Genomic DNA, 18,283 nt, shown 5'->3' with positions numbered 1-18,283 from the left:
ATGACGCCTGGTGACGTGGCGACGTGTGCTTCGCAAGCAACGACAGGCGACAAAAAGCTTGCAGGCGCGCTTGACGCAGAAGTGAAGAGTCTTTACAGTCCGGGCTTCGTTGCAGCCACGCCGGCCGCAACCCACCGATTCCAGACCCACATTTCCAGAGCTTTCATCGTGACATCCCTAGGCCACATCACCCACCACGCGCTGACCCTTTCGGGCCAGTGTGCGTTCGTGCGTGTCGGCTTTGGCAAGTCGGTCGTCGCGATGAAGCAGCGGCAAGCCGACCCAAGTCTGCGAGCCCTCAATGGGTCGTTGGGTCATGAGGATTGGTTGCCACCGGGCGAGGGAGGCGCGTAGGCGCACACCTTCAACTCTCGAATTCATGTCGAGGCCCGGATTCCACAAGGATCCGGGCTTTTTTGTTTCTCGCATGCCTCTCGGGGCCTGCACAACCGGTGGCCAGTGGGCCGCCCCGGCACGCAACGGCATGCCGGACTGCTCTTTAACAAGTTGCCGCGAGGACTGCTGCTCACCGAGAGTGGCGCGTCCTTGCATTCAAGCGGATGTAGCTCAGTGGAAGAGCGCGACCATGCCACGGTCGAGGCCCCGGGTTCGATCCCCGGTATCCGCTCCACCAGACATCTCATGGCGGGTGTGCTTCGGCACCACGGTCATGCAAGCGCCCCACGAAGTGCAGGGGCGGCCGGGATGTGCGCCGCGGGGACGCCCGCGTCGTGCAGCGAGTCAGCGCTTTGGCGGCGATCCGCCCTCGCGCTGGAGCACAACCGCGATGAGATTTCATGGGACGTATGAATCTGCAAGCCCTCGTCGAGCTCACGCTTCGAGGGTGGAAATCGGCCGCAACGATTGGGCGGCACCGGAACCCGTCACCGGAACCTTCATGCCTCGTTAACTCAGTGGCCAGAGTGCCGGCCTGTCTAGCCGGAAGCCGCGGGTTCAAGTCCCGCACGGGGCGCCACCTTTCAACAAGAAAAGCGGGAGAGCTGCCCGAGCGGTAAGGGGTCGGCTTGCTAAGTCGAAGCCGGTGCGCAAGCGCCGCACAGGTTCGAGTCCTGTGCTCTCCGCCAACCAAGTCGCGATAGCTCAGCAGGTAGAGCACCGGTCTGAAGAGCCGGGTGCGGGGGTTCGATGCCCTCTCGCGACACCAGTTCATGTCTCCTTAGCTCAGCAGGATTTCAGAGCACCGGTCTACGAAGCCGGAGGTCGCACGTTCGAGTCGTGCAGGAGGCGCCATTCAAAGAGCGCGTAGTTCAATGGGCAGAGCATCGGATTCGAAATCCGACGGTTCGCGGTTCGACTCCGTGCGTGCTTGCCAACCATTCATCTCGGAATAGCCAAGTGGTCGAAGGCGGTGGATTGCAAATCCGCTGGCGCAAGCCCTCGCTGGTTCAACTCCAGCTTCCGAGTCCATTCCCCGATAGCTCAGCAGGTAGATGCGTCCGGCTGTTAACCGGAAGGTCCGCGGTTCGAACCCGTGTCGGGGAGCCAACTTTCAAACAACCTCGCGTAGCTCAGTGGTAGAGCACCGTCTTGATAAGGCGGGGGTCGGTGGATGCGCGGGCGATGCCCGCGGCCTTCGGCCCGTGACTTCGTCACGTCCAACGTCCAAGGGCGTTGAGCGTGCCCACCCGCGGGGACCATTCAATCGTCTCGGTGTAGCGCAGCAGGCAGCGCGCATGTTTCGGGAGCATGAGGTCGTCCGTTCGATCCGGACCACCGAGACCAATCCCTCCAAGGTGCGCTCAGGCGTGGCCGTAGCTCAATGGGAGAGCCGTGGGTTGTGGTCCCACTGGTGTCGGTTCGATTCCGACCGGTCACCCCTGAGCGCATCGATTCCATCAACAACCCCCTCGTGGCGGAAATGGCAGACGCAACGGTCTCAGAAGCCGTGGCCGAGAGGCATGCCCGTTCGACCCGGGCCGAGGGGACCATTTCCAGCAAGGAGAGAACATCGTGAAGAAGTACAAGCAAGACCAGCAAGCCTGCTTTCGAGGTCACCAGTAAGCGGCGCAAAGGCTTCCCGTCGGAAACCGGCGTGAAGCGCGGCATGCGCACGGTGCGCGGCGACAAAGAGCTTCTGGAGAAGCTCGGCCGCAACGATCCGTGCCCCTGCGGATCTGCGCTCAGCTTTCAAGCGCTGCTGCCTGCGCAGCGGTTGCTTTTGACGGATCTGTGCGCGACCACTACTTCCGCGATTGATCCGCCTTCACCACGTCTCGTTCGTCTAACGGTCAGGACACGACGCTTTCAACGTCGAAACACGGGTTCGATTCCCGTACGAGATACCAACTCTCTTCCCGTGGGCGACCGGACACCACGAACAACAACAAGGAGCACAGCCATGGAGCTGATGAAGAACGTCCAGGGATGGACCGAGGGCGTCGAGGTCGACCACCAGGCGCTTTCTCAAATCCGGAACATCGCCGGCTTGCCCATCGTGGCGGGCCACGTGGCCATCATGCCGGACGTGCACCTGGGCAAGGGCGCGACCGTGGGCTCGGTGATCCCGACCCGCGGCGCGATCATCCCGGCCGCGGTCGGTGTCGACATCGGCTGCGGCATGTGCGCGGTGCGCACCGACATGACCGCGAACGATCTGCCAGCCAGCCTGGCCGCGGTGCGTTCGGCGATCGAGGCTTTGGTGCCGGTGGGCTTCGCGGCCCACGACAAGGAAGTGAACCCGACGCACGAGGCCGCGCATGGCAAGGTGCTGAAGCAGCGCATGGATGCGCTCTTCGTGCGCTTCGAGAAGCTCTCGATCCTGCAAGTGCTCGGCTCGCTGGATGCGCGCCGCATCTGGAAGCAGATCGGCACGCTGGGCGGCGGCAACCACTTCATCGAGCTGTGCCTGGACGAGGCCGGCGCGGTGTGGGTGATGCTGCACTCGGGCTCGCGCAACATTGGCAAGACGATCGGCGAAGCGGCTGTGGGCATGGCACGCGAAGCCTGCGTGAAAGCAGGCGTCGGGCTGCCTGACCGTGACCTGGCCTGGTTGAACGAAGGCACGCCCGAGTTCCACCAGTACGTCGAGGCCTTGCAATGGGCGCAGGACTACGCGGCGCTGAACCGCGACCTGATGCTGTTCCGCGTGATGCGCGCCCTGCGCGAAACGCTGGGCCGCGAGATCGGCTCGACGAAGGAAGCGATCAACTGCCACCACAACTACGCGACCGTCGAAGAACACTTCGGCGCGAAGGTGTGGATCACCCGCAAGGGGGCGGTGAGCGCACGCGAAGGCCAGCTCGGGATCATCCCGGGCTCGATGGGCGCCAAGAGCTACATCGTGCGCGGCAAGGGCAACCCCTTGGCGTACTGCTCCTGTTCGCACGGTGCCGGTCGCCGCCACTCGCGTGGCGCGGCCAAGCGCCTGTTCGACCTGGAAGCGCTGGCGGCGCAGACCGACGGAGTCGAGTGCCGCAAGGACGAAGGCGTGCTGGACGAGATCCCCGGCGCCTACAAGGACATCGACGCGGTGATGGCCGCGCAAGCGGACCTGGTGAGCGTGGAGCACACGCTCAAGCAGGTCCTGTGTGTGAAAGGCTGAAGGAGCCGCTGGTGCGCTCCTTCAGCCGAGACAAAAGCTGAAGGAGAGGAGAACACCAATGCACCAGCATGTACTGCAACTGGACATTCAAGGCACGCCGCAGCGCTGGATCACGCTGGAACAGGCAGCTTCGCACTACGCCACCGGCACGGTCGCGTGGACCGATGGCGAAAGGCCGCTGACGACGCTGCGTGGCGGCACCAACGCGGCCACCGGCCGCCAATCGCTGATCGAGGTGCATCCGATCGTCGCGCTGCGAGGCGCGCCGCGGATCAACCTGTTCGACGTGACGCCTTCGGTGGCGAAGCTGAAGCTGTTTCGCCGCGACCGGTGCACCTGCGCCTACTGCGGCCAGCACTTTCACGAACGGGATCTGCAATGCGAACACATCGTGCCCGAATCGCGCGGTGGCGGCTGGACCTGGATGAACCTGGTCACCGCGTGCGGCGCCTGCAATGGTCGCAAGGCCGACCGCACGCCGGAAGAGGCGGGCATGCCGCTGCTGTACCTGCCGTACGTGCCCAGCCGCTTCGAGGATTTCTTGCTCGAAGGCAGGCACATCCGCGCCGACGTGCATGATTGGCTGGCCTCGCGCCTGCCGAAGGGATCGCGCCTGAGCTGAGCTCGGGCGCCCACGAGTCTGCCGTGGAAGGCAAACGCTCACAGGTTGGGGGTACCACCCCGCCGGTGTGCGGTGGCCGGGCCCGATGTCAAAGGGCTCGTCGTCGACGCACATGCCGCGTTGCTGGAAGCGGTTGATACGGTGATGAGGTTGGCTCATCCACCGGGTTCAAGCCCCGGATCACCGACCACTGGATAGCTCAGTCGGGTAGAGCAGCGGATCCTTGATCCGTAGGTCGCAGGTTCGACTCCTGCTCCACAAAGCTGGCCTGAAAACCCAGTGTCCCAAACGGTCGCAAGACCACGCCGAACGTGAACCACGGGCAGGGTGCCGAAAGGTGCCAAGCCCCTGGGTCATCAGCGCGGCCGCCCGAGCGTCGGGCAAGCGGGGCTTCGCGCCCGCGGTCCACCCCTTCGACTGGCTGGGAGGCAGACGGAGGCGGTACGCCGTGGGGCCCGGGCCCTGGCATCCGACGCCCACGGCCGTGCTGTAACGGCACCCATTCCACAGTGAAGAAAGAGAGGGACACCATGATGTTCAAGCGTGTCACCGTGAAGAAGAACGAGCGCGGCCTGCTGCTGCGCAATGGCGATTTCGAGCGCGTGCTGCAAGCCGGCGAGCACCGCCTGTTCAGCTGGCGGGACCGGCTGCGCGTCGAGACCTTCGCGCTCGAACAGCCGGCCTTCAGCCACGGCCTGGCCGACTACCTGATGGCCAGGGAGCCCGAGGTGGTCGAGTCGGAGTTCGTTCGGGTGGAGCTGAACGAGCAGCAGGTCGGCCTGCGCAGCGACAACGGCGTGCTGGTCGAGCTGCTGCCGCCGGCCACGCGGCGCCTGTACTGGAAGAACGGCCTGGTCGACGTGAAGGTCGAGGTGATCGACATCGGCGCCTCGGCCGAGGTGCCGGCGACCCTCGCGGCGCGTCTGGTCCAGACGCAGCTGCGTCCGCGCGCGGTTGCCGGCCTGGCCGGCGTGCTGCAGGTGCAGGTGCCCGAGCACGGCGCCGGCATCCTGTGGATCGACGGCCGCGTCGAGCGGCTGCTGCCGCCCGGCTCGTACGCATTCTGGAAGTTCAACCGCAACGTCTCGGTCGAGTTGGTGGACCTGCGCCTGCAGGCGCTCGAGGTCACGGGCCAGGAGATCCTGACCCGCGACAAGGTCGCACTGCGGCTGAATCTGGCGGCCACCTGGCGCTTCACTGATGTGCTGCGGGCCTACACCCAGCTGCAGAAGCCGGCGGATCACCTCTACCGCGAGCTGCAGTTCGGCCTGCGCGCCGCCGTGGGCACGCGCTCGCTCGACGAACTGCTCGGCAACAAGACCGTGATCGACGAGGTCGTCACTGCGCACGTCGCGGCCCGGCTGGCCGACCACGGCATGGTGCTGGATGGGGTCGGCGTGAAGGACATCGTGCTGCCGGGCGAGATGAAGACCATCCTGGCCCAGGTGGTCGAGGCCGAGAAGGCGGCCGAGGCCAATGTGATCCGCCGACGCGAGGAGACCGCGGCGACGCGCTCGCTGCTCAACACGGCCAAGGTGATGGAGGGCAGCCCCGTCGCCCTGCGCATGAAGGAGCTGGAGACGCTGGAGCGCGTGGCCGAGCGCATCGACAAGATCTCGGTCTTCGGTGGCCTGGACCAGGTGCTCAACGGCCTGGTGAAGCTGCGCTGAGCGAAAAGAAGGGGAGCCGGGATTCGCCCCGGCTCCCGAAGTGCCCTGAGGCAACTGCGAGCGCGGATGATACTGTGTTTTTGAACAGTACCCCCGTGCACCACCCCACGACCAGGGGCCCCTGAATCAGGCCTCCGGCTCCGGGAGCTAGGGGATGCGACGAGCCCGTGCGGGCCAGACAGTGAGGGCTCATTGCGCGAGGAGCCCAACATGCCAGTCGCCGTCTCGTTCCCAGGGGTCTACGTCGAAGAGCTGCCCGGTGGCGTGCGCACCATCACCGGGGTGGCCACGTCGATCACCGCCTTCATCGGCCGCACGGCCATGGGCACCGATGCGCCGACCATCGCGCACTCCTTCGGCGACTTCCAGCGCCAGTTCGGTGGCCTCGATCCGGCCTATCCCCTGAGCTATGCGGTGCGCGACTTCTTCCAGAACGGCGGCGCGAGCGCCGTCATCGTGCGGCTGTACCAGGCCGCGGGCGAGGACGCCAACGACACCGCCGCCATCGCGCTGACCAACCTCGACCTGCAGGCCGCCTCGCGCGGCAGCTGGGCCAACGGCCTGCGCGTGCGCATAGACGACAAGGTCTCGGCCGACATCGCGGCGCGCTACGGGCTGGCCGCGACGGACCTGTTCAATCTCACGGTGCGCAGCGGCAGCGGCGCCATCGAGACCTTCCTCAACGTCACGACCAAGGAAAGCCCGCGCCGCGTCGACCGCGTGCTCGAGAACGAATCGGCCCTGCTGCGCGTGGCCGCCAGCACGCCGCTGCCGCGCGACAGCCGGCCGCCCAAGCATGGCGACCCCGCCGCGGGCAAGACGATCTGGACCGACGACAACGCCTCGACCCCGGTGGGCACGGCCGCCGTCGACAGCGCCCCTCTGGAGGCCACCACCTACCTCGGCAGCGAAGCGGACAAGAGCGGCCTCTTCGCGCTGCAGCGGGTCGACCTGTTCAACCTTCTTTGCATCCCGCCGGACACGCGCGAGGGTGACACCGCGCCCGAGGTCCTGAGCGCGGCGCTGGACTTCTGCGTGCGCCGCCGCGCGATGCTGATCGTCGACGCGCCGGCCGACTGGGGCTCGGCCAACGAGATCGTGGCCGACAACAACGCAGCCTTGACGGCACTGGGCCTGACAGGCGAGCGGGCCCGCAACGCGGCACTGTTCTTCCCTCGCATGCGCCAGGCCGATCCGGCCCGCGACGGCCAGCCTGACACCTTCGCCCCCTGCGGCGCGATCGCCGGCCTGATGGCCCGCACCGACAGCAACCGCGGCATCTGGAAGGCGCCGGCCGGGGTCGATGCCGCGCTGTCCGGCGCGCAAGGCCTGGCGGTGAGCCTGACCAACGAGGAGAACGGCCAGCTCAACCCGCTGGGCGTGAACTGCCTGCGCGTGTTCCCCATCATCGGCACCGTGGCCTGGGGCGCCCGCACGATGCGCGGCGCCGACCTGCTCGCCGACGAATACAAGTACGTGCCGGTGCGACGCACCGCGCTGTACATCGAGGAGAGCCTCTACCGCGGCCTGCAGTGGGTGGTGTTCGAGCCCAACGACGAGCCGCTGTGGGCGCAGATCCGGCTGAACGTCGGCGCCTTCATGCACAACTTGTTCCGCCAGGGCGCCTTCCAGGGCAGCACGCCGCGCGACGCCTACTTCGTCAAGTGCGACAAGGAATCCACCACCCAGAACGACATCAACCTGGGCATCGTCAACGTGGTGGTCGGCTTCGCCCCCTTGAAACCGGCCGAGTTCGTGATCATCAAGCTGCAGCAGATGGCTGGGCAGATCGACGTCTGACAAGGAGCGCGACCATGGCACAGTTCACCGTCAACGCCCAGCGATTCGACCCCTACAAGAACTTCAAGTTCAGGGTCAAGTGGGACGGCAAGTACGTGGCCGGCGTGTGCAAGGTGAGCGCGCTCAAGCGCACCACCGAGGTCGTCAAGCACCGCGATGGCGGCGACCCGAGCAGCAGCCGCAAGTCGCCGGGCCGCACCGAGTTCGAGGCCATCACGCTGGAGCGCGGCGTCACGCACGACAAGGAGTTCGAGCAGTGGGCCAACAAGGTCTGGAACTTCGGTGCCGGCCTGGGTTCGGAGAGCTCGCTCAAGGACTTCCGCAAGGACCTCATCATCGAGGTCTACAACGAGGGCGGCCAGCTCGCCATCGCCTACAAGGTCTTCCGCTGCTGGGTGTCGGAGTTCCAGGCCCTGCCGGACCTGGACGCGAACGCGAACGCCATCGCCATCCAGCACCTGAAGCTCGAGAACGAAGGCTGGGTGCGCGACACCGAGGTGCCCGAGCCCGCCGAGCCGAGCTTCACCGAGCCGGCGTGAGTGACCGAGCCTTCACGCCGCAGGTGGCCCATGACTCCGCTTCACGCCCGACAGGGGCTCGACGCGCAAGCCCTGCTGCAGGCCTGGGAGGCCGCGCAGCCGCTGGCCCTGCCGCGGCGAGCCGATGCCTTGCTCGGCTTGGCCTGGCCCGAGATCGGGCCGGACGAGTGGGACACCGTGCCGCTGGGCGTGCGCGAGACGCGGCTCTTCCTGCTGCACGAGGCGTTGTTCGGGCCGTCGTTGGAGCTGCTCGCCGACTGCCCGGCCTGCGGCGAGGTGCTCGAGCTTTCGCTGCGGACCACCGACCTGCGGACCGAGCCCAGCCTCGATGGCGATGAGCCGCCACGGCTCGAATGCGAGGGCTACGAACTGTCCTACCGCCTGCCCGGCATGGAGGACCTGGCGATGGCGGCGCGGGAGGCCGCGTCCGCCGATGAGGCCATCGCACTCCTGCTGCAGCGCTGCCTGCTGCAAGCCCGGCACGCCGGCCGGCCCGTGCAGGCCGGCGACCTGCCCGTTGCCGTCATCGACGAGCTGCAGCAGGACATGGCGCGGCGCGACCCTGCTGCCGACGTGCGCGTAGCGCTCGGCTGCCCCGCCTGCGGCCATGCCTTCGAACGCCGCTTCGACATCGCCGCGCAGCTGTGGGACGAGCTCGACGACTGGGCCGAGCGCACGCTGGCCGAGGTGCACACGCTCGCCTGCGCCTACGGCTGGACCGAGCCCGAGGTGCTGGCGCTGGGCGCTTCACGGCGGCGTCGCTATCTCGCGATGGTGCAGGCATGAGCGGCCCGGCACGCCTCGGCCCCGGGCACCTGGCTCGTCTGCTCGAGCATGTATCGCCAGCTGAGCCGACCCTGCGCCGGCGCCAGCCCGCGCTGTTCGAGTCGGCGGGGGACGCTGCGGCGGTGGAGATCGACGAGGCCGCGGCCGCGCAGGCCGTGGTGCCTGCTGCATTTGAACCGTCGCCGTCCGGATCGAGGAGACACGGCGAATCCCCCCGCGTCGGGGCTGCGGCGGACGGGCCGACTTCTCTTGCGCGGCCCCACGTCGTCGTGCCTCGGATCGATCACTCCGTCCGCATCGTCAATGCGCCCGTGGCCGCGGCTGAACTTCGCGTCCACAGGCAAGCCAGCCCATCGTCTGCCTCCGAGGCGCGAGGGGCATCGGCATCGCAGAGCACCGCCCAGTCCATCGCGCCGCCACGCCGCACGCCCACCCCTGCAGCGCCGCGGAACGCCACATCACGAGACGCCGTGCTGCCGCCGACTGCCGTGGAGCCCGTGATCTCGCGCAGTGCCACGACACACCCAGCGCCCTCCGCGCCCTCCGCGCCCGCGCGCCCTGCCGCTGCGCCATCGCCTTGGCCCACGCCGGCTCGCATCGCTGTCCACCGCCCCGCACCCGCGCCCCAGCCACCACAGATCGCGAGCGCGCCGCCGCCGGTGAAAGTGACCATAGGCCGCATCGAAATCCGCGCCGTGGCCGCGCCGTCCCCCGCGCCGCGCGCTCGCTCGAACGCACCCCGCCTGGGCCTGGACCAGTACCTGCGCGAACGGGGGAGCCGGCGATGAGCACCGCAGGCCGTAGGGGGCAGACGTGAGCGGCGCCCTCGCCATCGCCGGCGTCACCGCCGCGCTGAAGGACCTGCTCAACGACGGGCTGCTCAACCACGACTTGTCGCCGCTGGGCAGCTTCAGCGTCACCGCGCAGGCACCGGACCGCATCAACACCGGCAACAACGAGACCAACCTGCTCAACGTCTTCCTCTACCAGGTCACGCCCAACCTCGGCTGGCGCAACGCCGACCTGCCCTCGCGCGACGGGCGCGGCCAGCGCACCAGCAACCCGCCGCTGGCGCTGGACCTGCACTACCTCGTCACCGCCTACGGCACGCAGGACCTGAACGCCGAGATCCTGCTCGGCTACGCGATGCAGCTGCTGCACGAAACGCCCATGCTGACGCGCCAGCAGCTGCGCACCGTGCTGGGCGCGCCGCCCCCCGTCGACGGGGACGTCGTGCCCGGCATCTTCGGCACGCTGTCGGCCGAGGACCTGGCGGACCAGGTCGAGCTGATCAAGATCGCGCCCAACTACCTGGGCGCCGACGAGCTGTCGAAGCTGTGGACCGCGATGCAGGCCCGCTGGCGGCCATCGATGGTCTACATCGTTTCCGTCGTGCTGATCCAGGCCAACGGCCCGGTGCGCGCACCGCTGCCGGTGCTGCAGCGCGGCCCCGGCGACCGCGGGCCGACGGCACTCGCCGCCCCCGCGCCGGTGCTGCAGGCGGTGCGCAACGCACTGTCGCCGCTGTGGCCGGCGCTGCAGCTGGGCGACGATGCCCTGCTGGTCGGCAGCGGCCTGCAACGCGAAGCCACGCTGTCGGCCGCGTTCGACTGCGGCCGGCTGGGCATCACGCTCGAGCGTCCGCTCACCGCTGGCAACACGCCCGCGGAAAGGCGCGTGCACCTGCCCACGGTGACCGAAGATGGAAACGCCGCTGCCGACTGGGGCATCGGTGTCTACACAGTGTCCCTGCGCGTCACGCAGGCCGGCCAGCCCACCTGGTCGACCAATGCCGTGCCGATCGCGCTGGCGCCGCGCATCAGCGCCTCGCCGCTCAACGCCGCCCCGGGCGACCCGATCGACCTCGTGGTCGATTGCGTGCCGCGTCTGCGCCCGCTGCAGCATGCCGGGGTGCGCCTGCTGCTGGCCGGCGGAGAGCTGGTGCCGGCCAGCATCGACACGCCGGGCGACCCCGCCCAGCCCACGCGCCTGCACTTCAACGTGCCCGGCCAGGCCGCCGGCGCCTTCGTGCTGCGGCTGCGCGTCGACGGCATCGACAGCCTGCCCGTGCGGCTCGGCGGCACGCCGCCGCGCCCCGAGTTCGACCCCGGCCAGACCCTGCAGGTGGCGTGATGAGCTTCGCCCGGCCGCCCGTCGAAGCTCATTCCCGCTGGGCCGGCCCGGCCGCAGTCCGTGGGGTGCAGCCATGAGCGACACCTGGCTCGCCGACAACAACCGCTACCTCGCGGCTTCGCTGCAATGGCTGCGGTTGAAGCTGCAGCGACTGGCCGAGGCCAGCGTGCCGCCGGCCCCACCACCAGCCTCGCCGACGGCTGCCGCCCCCGCGCCCGAAGCGGCGGCGGGCAAGCGCTGGTTCGCCTTCGGACAGACCCCGCCCGGCACGCAGCCGCTGCTCGTGTCCAACGCCCCCGCCCTGCCCTCGATGGCCCTGCCGCCGCAAGCCCTGGAAGAGGCCGCCGCGCGGCGCGCCGAGGCCGCGCAGGTGGACCCGCCCCCCGCGCTCGTCATGCTGTCGCAGCGACTGGGCCTGAGCGACTTCGAGGCCGACACGCTGCTGCTGTGCGCCGCCGTCGAGCTCGACCCCTCCATCGCCTCGCTGATCGCCGCCGTGCAGGGCGCGGGCTCCATCGGCGCGCCGAACTTCGCCCTGGCGCTGCAGCTGTTCGACGACCCCCGCTGGGAGGCCTTGTCGCCGCACCGCCCGCTGCGCTACGCCTACCTGATCGACGTGAGCCAGCCCGGAGCCACGCCGCTGACGGCCGCGGCGCTGCGGGCCGACGAGCGCATCGTGCATTACCTCAAGGGGCTGAATGCGCCCGACGAGCGCCTGGCCGCGCTGCTGCAGATCGATCCGCCCGAGGCCGAAGCGCCGCCGCTCGCGCCTTCTCAGCAGGCAGCGGCCACGCGGGCCGTTCAGCAACTGCAGGCCCTCGACCAAGGGGCGAGCCCGCCGGTCGTCACCCTGCTGGGCCGAGATACCGCCAGCAAGCTCGACGTGGCACGCGCAGTAGGCGCCGACCTGGGCCGGCATCTCTACCGCCTGTCGCTGGACACCTTGCCCACCGCGCGGGCCGACATCGAGCACCTGGCCCGCCTGTGGCAGCGCGAGTGCCTGCTGCTGCCCATCGCGCTGCACCTCGAGGCTGACGAGCTCGACGCTGCCGGCGCGGACGCGGCGGCAGCCTTCCACGCCTTCGTCGACCGTCCCCTCGGCCTGCTCTTCGTGAGCCTGCGCGAGCCCCCCGCCAAGCCGTTGAAGAACGCGATCGCCATCGAGGTGGAGCGACCCACGACGGCCGAGCAGCACGAGGCCTGGCGGGCCACGCTCGAACCGTTGCTGGGCGCCGACGAGGCCTCGCCGTCCGCCGCCGTGTTCGCCGGCCAATTCGACCTGGCCCGGCGTGACATCGATCGTGCCGTGGCACTCGCCGGCATCGGCGCCGAGCCCGCAGAGCACTCCGAGGTGCTGGACCGCCTCTGGACCGCCTGCTGCCTCCACACCCGCCCGCGGCTGGACCAGCTCGCGCAGCGCATCGACGCCCGCGCCACCTGGGACGACCTCGTGCTTTCCGACGAGGCGATGCAGCTTCTGCGCCGCATCGCCGAGCAGGTGCGCCAGCGCTATCGCGTCCACGAGGAGTGGGGTTATGCGCGCCGCATGAACCGCGGGCTGGGCATCAGCGCGCTGTTCGCCGGCGAAAGCGGCACCGGCAAGACCATGGCCGCGGAGGTCATCGCCAACGAGCTGAAGCTGGCGCTCTACCGGATCGACCTGTCGGCCGTGGTGAGCAAGTACATCGGCGAGACCGAGAAGAACCTGCGCCGGCTGTTCGATGCGGCCGAGCAGGGCGGCGCGATCCTGCTGTTCGACGAGGCGGACGCGCTGTTCGGCAAGCGCAGCGAGGTCAAGGACAGCCACGACCGCTACGCCAACATCGAGATCAATTACCTGCTGCAGCGCATGGAGGCGTTCTCGGGCCTGGCCATCCTGGCGACCAACCTGAAGACCGCGCTCGACGTGGCCTTCATGCGCCGGCTGCGCTTCGTCGTGAACTTCCCCTACCCGGGCCCGGCCGAGCGGCAACGCATGTGGCGCCAGGCCCTGCCGGCCGGGGTGCCACGCGCGGCGGAGATCGACTTCGCCCGGCTCGCGCGCTTCAACTTCAGCGGCGGCAACATCCACAGCGCCGCGCTGAACGCGGCCTTCGAGGCCGCGGCGCAGGGCAAGCCGGTCTCGCAGGCGACGCTGCTCGCAGCCGTTCGGCGCGAGCTGCGCAAGCTCGACAAGCCGGTCCACGAAGGAGAGTTCAGGTGAACGGGCCGCTCACCGTTCACATAGCCCGCCTGGTGCTGGACGAAGCGGTGCTGGCGGGGCTGAAGCTGGACGGCCGCGGCCGCGCCGCCTTGCAGGCCGCCCTGCAAGGCGAACTCGCCGCCCGACTGGCTGTCACGGGACTGGGATCGCTGTCCGTCGGCGGAGCCGTCGAGCGACTGCGCGCAAGCGACCTGCGCCTGACGAGCGGGTTCGACGCCGCCGGCCTCGGCCAAAGCCTTGGCACCCACGTCGCCGGCGCCCTGCAAACGGAGCCGCGGCGATGAGCACCCGCGCGCTGCAGCCTCCCGCACGCGGCACGGCCACGCCCTCGCGCAGCGGCCTGCTGCAGCGCCGCTGCGCCTGCGGCACAGGCAGCACGCTCTTCGGCGGCAACTGCCCCGAGTGCGGCAAGAAGCGCCGGCCCGCGGTGCAGGCCAAGCTGCGCGTCGGCCGTCATGACGACCCGCTGGAACGCGAGGCCGACCAGACGGCCGAGCGCGTGCTGCGCGGTGATCGAGCGGCGCCAGCGATCTCGCGCGCCGGCCCGGCCGTGCAACGCGACGGGCCGACACCCGACGCGCCACCGAAGTCGCCCGAGCCCGCCCCCGAAGGCAAGACCGACGCGGATCAGCCCGCCGGCACCACCGCCACGGTGGCGACCTGCGACCCTCAGGGCCACAAGCGCGCCGATTACCTGAAACAGCCCGGCACCTCCACCAACGACTTCGGCCTGACCCGGCTGGACGCCAGCGCCGCCACCCTCCCCGAGGTGACGACGAAGCCGGTCAAGGGCGGCGTCCCGATCCAGCCCACCAGCGCCGCGCTGCCGAAGATCCCCTCGGTCTTCACCGCGGCCGACACCTTCTTCGAGGGCGAGGCCCACTTCATCGGCGGCGACGGCCGCAGCGTGTGCGCCTCCGGCAAGAAGCCCATCCGGTGGACCATCACCGCCAAGGGTGCCGACAAGATCCGCGAGGGCGAGCTGGACCATTGCAGCGACTTCCAGCTTGCCTTCGACCTTTCGCTCAAGCGCTATGCGGACGCGGTGAACGCCCTGGCCGGCAAGCGCAGCTTTGCCAGCCAGGCCGCAGCCGAAAAGGCCGTGACGCGCGCCGTGGGCGTCGCCCCCGGAGACTGGCTCGGCAAGTTCGCCTGCCTGGCGCGCAAGTCGCTCATCCGCGACCGCATGAAATGGCACGAGCCCAGGCCGATGACCCGCGAGCCGCGCGCGGAGGACGACTGCAAGTTCGTCCGCGCCTTCGTCACCGAGAGCAGCCTGCCCGAGGTGGGGCAGGCCAAGCACCCGTCTAGCGAGATCATCAAGGACTGCGGCGAGGCCGGCGCGAAGCCCGCCCCCGCCGGCAAGGTCGGCGCGCCGGCGCTCGACGATGCGAGCTGGGACCCGTGGGGCGACGGCGAGACCGAGGACACGCTGATGCAGCGGCGCGAAGACCCGGCCGCCGCCGGCGAGCCCACCGAAGCACCGGCACTCGTCGACCAGGTGCTCGGCTCGCCGGGCCGGCCTCTGGACGAAGCGACGCGCGCCTTCATGGAGCCGCGCTTCGGCCACGACTTCGGCGACGTGCGCGTCCACGTGGATGCCCAGGCGGCGCGCTCGGCTCGCTCGGTCGATGCGCTGGCCTACACCGTCGACCACCACGTGGTCTTCGGCCACGGCGCCTACGACCCGGGCAGCGAGGCCGGCCAGCGCCTGCTCGCGCACGAGCTGACCCACGTCGTGCAGCAGGGCGTCGGCCGCGCCGGCGGCACCGTGCAACGCGACGTGATCGACGACGTGCGGCACAAGCTGTCGTACCGCTTCACCGACTGGGCCATCACCGATGCCGAGGCGCGCGCTTCGCTCGCCCTGCTCGGCAAGATCCCGGCCGACAAGCTGGAAGGCGAAATCAAGCGCCTGGGCGCCAAATACGTCGGCCGCCTGCTGGACAACCTGCCCGACCAGGACAAGAAGGGCGACGTCTACCAGCGGGTCATCGCCGCCATCGGGCCCGCGGGCCTGATGCCGCATGCGACCGAGCAGCTGGACTACGGCCTGTTCGACTGGGCCATCACCGATGCCGAGGTGGCCCGCGTGTTCAACCTCTTCGCCACCCTGCCCGAGTCTCGGCGCGAGGAGTTCCTGCACCAGCTTCACGCGGCGAAGCGCCTGGGCCGGCTGATCGACAACGCGCCCGGGTCGCAACTGCAACGCCACATCCGGCCGTGGATCGCGTCGCTCACGCGCGGGGCGCTGACCGGCCGGCAGAAGGCCATCCTGCGCGACATCGTGGACGACCTGCCGGGCTCGGCCATCGACCTGCTGACGCTGGCCGCCGAGACGCGCTTCGACCTCACCGTGGGCCCCACGACCGACCCGGGCCGCACACCGGCGGCCTGGGATGCCGGGAAGCTGCGCCAGACCTACCTCACGCTGGACAAGCTGCCCGATGCCCACACCGCGCACAACGCCCAGCTGCTGCGCCTGGGCCAGTTCTCGCAGAAGCCCACCGCACTGGATGCCAACCGCCAGGCCATCGTCGCCGGCTCGTACCAGGGCGGCCTGCAGGAGCTGAGCGTCAACCGCGAGGAGATCAAGCCGCAGCCCGGCAGCGCCGCGGCGCCGCCCGTGTCCAACCTGCCCGGCACGCTGATCCACGAGACCGGCCACGCGGTGGACCAGCAGCTGGGCTTCAGCACCGGCCCCGAGGCCGCCAAGCCGGAGCGCGGCGGCTGGAAGAGCTATGGCCGGCCACCGCTGGACTGCGCGCACGACATGGTCGAGGACTCCAACGGCGCCATCAAGACCGCGCTGGCCCCGCAGCAGCGCAGCGACGTCGAGACGCAGATCGCCGCCACGCTGCAGCGGCCGAACGCCGACACGCTCGTGGACAACATCGGCCGCCTGCCCTGGTTCGCCGGCCTGCCCAAGCCGACGCAGAAGCGGGTGCGCAACGACCGGGCGCTGCCAGCCGTCGGCATCGGCATGAACTCGCCCTGGTTCCTGGCCGATGGCGGCGGCGAGCACCTGGGGGACCACGTCTACCAGCGCAGCTACCCCGGCGAGTGGGTCCGCTACCGCCACGAGGCCCGTTCGCGCCGGGTGTCCGACTACCAGTTCAGGGCCCCGGGCGAGTGGTTCGCCGAGGCCTACGCCACCTACTACGCCCCCGACTCGCGCGGCCAGGGCGCCAAGCTGGCCGACAAGGACGCCAACACCAAGCGCTATTTCGACGCCGAGGTCGACACCCTGGCCCCTTCGAGGTGATGCCATGAGCTTTTCCCGCCAGACCCGAACCCGCTCCTCGCCTGCTTCCGCGCCACCGGTGCGGGCACGAAGCACGGGCGCCTCGCAGCTCGACGCGCCCACGCTGAGGACCATGCAGTCGCGCTTCGGCACCGACTTCAGCTCGGTACGCGTGCACACCGATGCCCAGGCCGGGCGGGCCGCGACGGCCCTGGGTGCCAAAGCCTTCACCACCGGCGAAGACGTGGTGTTCGCGCCGGGCCGCTACCGGCCGGGCACGAGCGACGGCACCAGGCTCATCGCGCACGAACTGGCCCACGTCGCGCAGCAGCGCCAGGGCAGCGGCACGCCAGCCGCGGCCGAGCACCACGCACACCAGGCCGCGAACACGGTGGCGGCAGGGGGCCGTGTCGACGCGGCTTCGCTCGGTGGTGCCGATCCCGGCGTGTACCGCGATCCGGTCGACGACAAGGAAAAGCCGCCCCAGCCGCCGGCCAGCCCGGCGCCGAAACTGACGCTCGGCACGCCCGGCCCGGTGGACTGGCTGAGCCAACGCGAACGCTTCACCAGCCACGGCCAGCGCCTGACGCTGCGCGATGCCGCCGAGATCGAGCGCGAGGCGCGGCGCATCGAGGAGCAGCTGGCCCTGTTCGGCATCGGCCGCGACTTCAAGCTCGGCCCCTTCACGCGCGACGACATCGTCAACCTCGGCATAGGCCGGCAGCTCGACGATCGCTTCGGCCGCGAGAACCCCAACTCCTGGGACCGCATGAACCAGCAATGGGACCGCGCCCACCCGGGCGGCTTCCAGACGCCGTTCATCCGCAAGACCTGGAAGTTCTGAAATGAAACCCCCACGCTCCCTTCCGGTCCGCGCCTTGCAGGCCGCGCCGGGCCAGTGGCCCGGCCGCGAGCCAGGCACGAACAGTCCACTGGACTGTTCATGTCCCGGCTCGCCCCCCCGAGGGGGCTTTTGCAGCGGACCGGCAAAGCCGGATCCGCGCAAATCCCTTGGTTCGGTCGGTTTCCTGCGTCGCGGGTCGAAGCGCGGGGGGAGCAACTGAAATGAGCGCCTTCCCGGGCTCCCCCCGCTTGCTGCGCGGCGGCATCGTGCTCACCGATGCCACCACCGGTGCGGTGCTGCGCATCATCGCGCTGCAATACAACCCGGACACGCTGACCCGCAGCCTGCAGATCAAGGGCGTGGGGCAGGACGGCGGGGACCACGTCGAGGCGCTGCGCCTGAAGGGCCCCCCGGTCGAGACGATCAAGGTCGAGGTGGAGATCGATGCCACCGATGCGATGGAAGCCGACGACGCGAAGACCAACGACGCCGGCCTGCATCCGCAGCTGGCCGCGCTCGAGACCATCGTCCATCCGCGCAGCAGCGCGCTGCTGGCCGCCAATGCTCAAGCCTCGGCAGGCTCGCTGGAGATCGCGCCCGCGCTAGCGCCGCTGCCGCTGTTCGTCTTCGGCCCGAAGCGCATCGTGCCGGTGCGCATCACCGAGCTGTCGATCACCGAGGAGGCCTTCGACGCCCACCTCAACCCGATGCGGGCCCGGGTCAGCCTGGGCATGCGCGTGCTCACCGTCGACGACCTCGGCTTCGAGGCCAAGGGCGGCAACCTGTTCATGACGTACCTGCGGGCCAAGGAACAGCTCGCCGCTGGCTCGGCGGCCGGCAGCTTCGCCACCCTCGGCATCAACGGCATCCCCTGAGACCT

The 18,283-nt window shown here is 69.6% G+C and carries 13 protein-coding genes, 13 tRNA genes and 1 pseudogene; all 27 read left to right on the top strand.

Going from position 1 to position 18,283, the window contains the following annotated elements; genetic code table 11:
- The 27 genes and pseudogenes from ACS5PM_RS30635 to ACS5PM_RS30505 all read left to right on the top strand — a co-directional run bounded on the left by ACS5PM_RS30635 (nt 1) and on the right by ACS5PM_RS30505 (nt 18,278).
- Complete coding sequence (locus tag ACS5PM_RS30635; RefSeq protein ID WP_439391821.1) at nt 1–354, top strand: hypothetical protein; 354 nt, start codon at nt 1–3, stop codon at nt 352–354.
- Nucleotides 355–556: 202 nt separating this feature from the next.
- A tRNA-Gly gene (locus ACS5PM_RS30630) sits at nt 557–631 on the top strand.
- A 269-nt stretch (nt 632–900) separates the two neighbouring features.
- Nucleotides 901–976, top strand: a tRNA-Asp gene (locus ACS5PM_RS30625).
- Between the two features lie 19 nt (nt 977–995).
- Nucleotides 996–1,085 (top strand) — tRNA-Ser (locus tag ACS5PM_RS30620).
- A 5-nt stretch (nt 1,086–1,090) separates the two neighbouring features.
- Nucleotides 1,091–1,165, top strand: a tRNA-Phe gene (locus tag ACS5PM_RS30615).
- 6 nt (nt 1,166–1,171) lie between these two features.
- Nucleotides 1,172–1,251, top strand: a tRNA-Arg gene (locus ACS5PM_RS30610).
- 6 nt (nt 1,252–1,257) lie between these two features.
- Nucleotides 1,258–1,333, top strand: a tRNA-Ser gene (locus ACS5PM_RS30605).
- Between the two features lie 9 nt (nt 1,334–1,342).
- Nucleotides 1,343–1,428: transfer RNA gene (locus ACS5PM_RS30600), tRNA-Cys, on the top strand.
- A 1-nt stretch (nt 1,429) separates the two neighbouring features.
- Nucleotides 1,430–1,506 (top strand) — tRNA-Asn (locus ACS5PM_RS30595).
- 161 nt (nt 1,507–1,667) lie between these two features.
- A tRNA-Pro gene (locus ACS5PM_RS30590) sits at nt 1,668–1,743 on the top strand.
- 23 nt (nt 1,744–1,766) lie between these two features.
- Nucleotides 1,767–1,837 (top strand) — tRNA-His (locus tag ACS5PM_RS30585).
- 27 nt (nt 1,838–1,864) lie between these two features.
- Nucleotides 1,865–1,949: transfer RNA gene (locus tag ACS5PM_RS30580), tRNA-Leu, on the top strand.
- A 116-nt stretch (nt 1,950–2,065) separates the two neighbouring features.
- A pseudogene (locus ACS5PM_RS30575) lies at nt 2,066–2,152 on the top strand (SEC-C metal-binding domain-containing protein); the annotation flags it as partial.
- A 79-nt stretch (nt 2,153–2,231) separates the two neighbouring features.
- Nucleotides 2,232–2,306: transfer RNA gene (locus ACS5PM_RS30570), tRNA-Glu, on the top strand.
- Nucleotides 2,307–2,359: 53 nt separating this feature from the next.
- Nucleotides 2,360–3,562: an RtcB family protein gene (locus ACS5PM_RS30565; protein WP_439391820.1), complete on the top strand. Its 1,203-nt coding sequence runs from the start codon at nt 2,360–2,362 to the stop codon at nt 3,560–3,562.
- A 58-nt stretch (nt 3,563–3,620) separates the two neighbouring features.
- The gene (locus ACS5PM_RS30560; RefSeq protein WP_439391819.1) at nt 3,621–4,184 is read left to right on the top strand and encodes an HNH endonuclease; all 564 of its coding nucleotides are present in this window, start codon (nt 3,621–3,623) and stop codon (nt 4,182–4,184) included.
- A gap of 192 nt (nt 4,185–4,376) precedes the next feature.
- Nucleotides 4,377–4,442, top strand: a tRNA-Lys gene (locus ACS5PM_RS30555).
- A 275-nt stretch (nt 4,443–4,717) separates the two neighbouring features.
- Nucleotides 4,718–5,854: a slipin family protein gene (locus tag ACS5PM_RS30550; protein ID WP_439391853.1), complete on the top strand. Its 1,137-nt coding sequence runs from the start codon at nt 4,718–4,720 to the stop codon at nt 5,852–5,854.
- A gap of 210 nt (nt 5,855–6,064) precedes the next feature.
- Nucleotides 6,065–7,654 (top strand): phage tail sheath family protein, encoded by a 1,590-nt coding sequence (locus tag ACS5PM_RS30545; protein WP_439391817.1) that lies wholly within the window; start codon nt 6,065–6,067, stop codon nt 7,652–7,654.
- 14 nt (nt 7,655–7,668) lie between these two features.
- Nucleotides 7,669–8,193 (top strand): phage tail protein, encoded by a 525-nt coding sequence (locus ACS5PM_RS30540; protein ID WP_439391816.1) that lies wholly within the window; start codon nt 7,669–7,671, stop codon nt 8,191–8,193.
- Nucleotides 8,194–8,223: 30 nt separating this feature from the next.
- A complete protein-coding gene (locus ACS5PM_RS30535; RefSeq protein WP_439391815.1) occupies nt 8,224–8,979 on the top strand; it encodes a T4 family baseplate hub assembly chaperone in 756 nt (251 codons plus the stop codon).
- 813 nt (nt 8,980–9,792) lie between these two features.
- Nucleotides 9,793–11,112 carry a Pvc16 family protein gene (locus tag ACS5PM_RS30530; RefSeq protein WP_439391814.1) on the top strand — a complete coding sequence of 440 codons (1,320 nt, stop codon included), beginning with the start codon at nt 9,793–9,795 and terminating at the stop codon, nt 11,110–11,112.
- 73 nt (nt 11,113–11,185) lie between these two features.
- On the top strand, nt 11,186–13,315 hold the full coding sequence (locus tag ACS5PM_RS30525; RefSeq protein WP_439391813.1) for an ATP-binding protein: 2,130 nt from the start codon (nt 11,186–11,188) through the stop codon (nt 13,313–13,315).
- Complete coding sequence (locus ACS5PM_RS30520; protein WP_439391812.1) at nt 13,312–13,599, top strand: hypothetical protein; 288 nt, start codon at nt 13,312–13,314, stop codon at nt 13,597–13,599. The genes ACS5PM_RS30525 and ACS5PM_RS30520 overlap by 4 nt, the downstream gene beginning before the upstream one ends.
- Complete coding sequence (locus ACS5PM_RS30515) at nt 13,596–16,580, top strand: eCIS core domain-containing protein (RefSeq protein ID WP_439391811.1); 2,985 nt, start codon at nt 13,596–13,598, stop codon at nt 16,578–16,580. Before ACS5PM_RS30520 ends, ACS5PM_RS30515 begins: the two co-directional genes overlap by 4 nt.
- Before the next feature lie 4 nt (nt 16,581–16,584).
- Nucleotides 16,585–17,403, top strand: coding sequence for an eCIS core domain-containing protein (locus ACS5PM_RS30510; protein ID WP_439391810.1), 819 nt, complete (start codon nt 16,585–16,587; stop codon nt 17,401–17,403).
- 221 nt (nt 17,404–17,624) lie between these two features.
- Nucleotides 17,625–18,278, top strand: a complete 654-nt coding sequence (locus ACS5PM_RS30505; RefSeq protein WP_439391809.1) for a hypothetical protein — start codon at nt 17,625–17,627, stop codon at nt 18,276–18,278.
- Nucleotides 18,279–18,283 lie beyond the last annotated feature (5 nt).

The organism is Ideonella flava (assembly GCF_051857595.1).
Classification (GTDB): domain Bacteria; phylum Pseudomonadota; class Gammaproteobacteria; order Burkholderiales; family Burkholderiaceae_C; genus Ideonella.
Note: the sequence above shows the minus strand (reverse complement) of the source record. Positions and strands in the feature narration are given on the sequence as shown.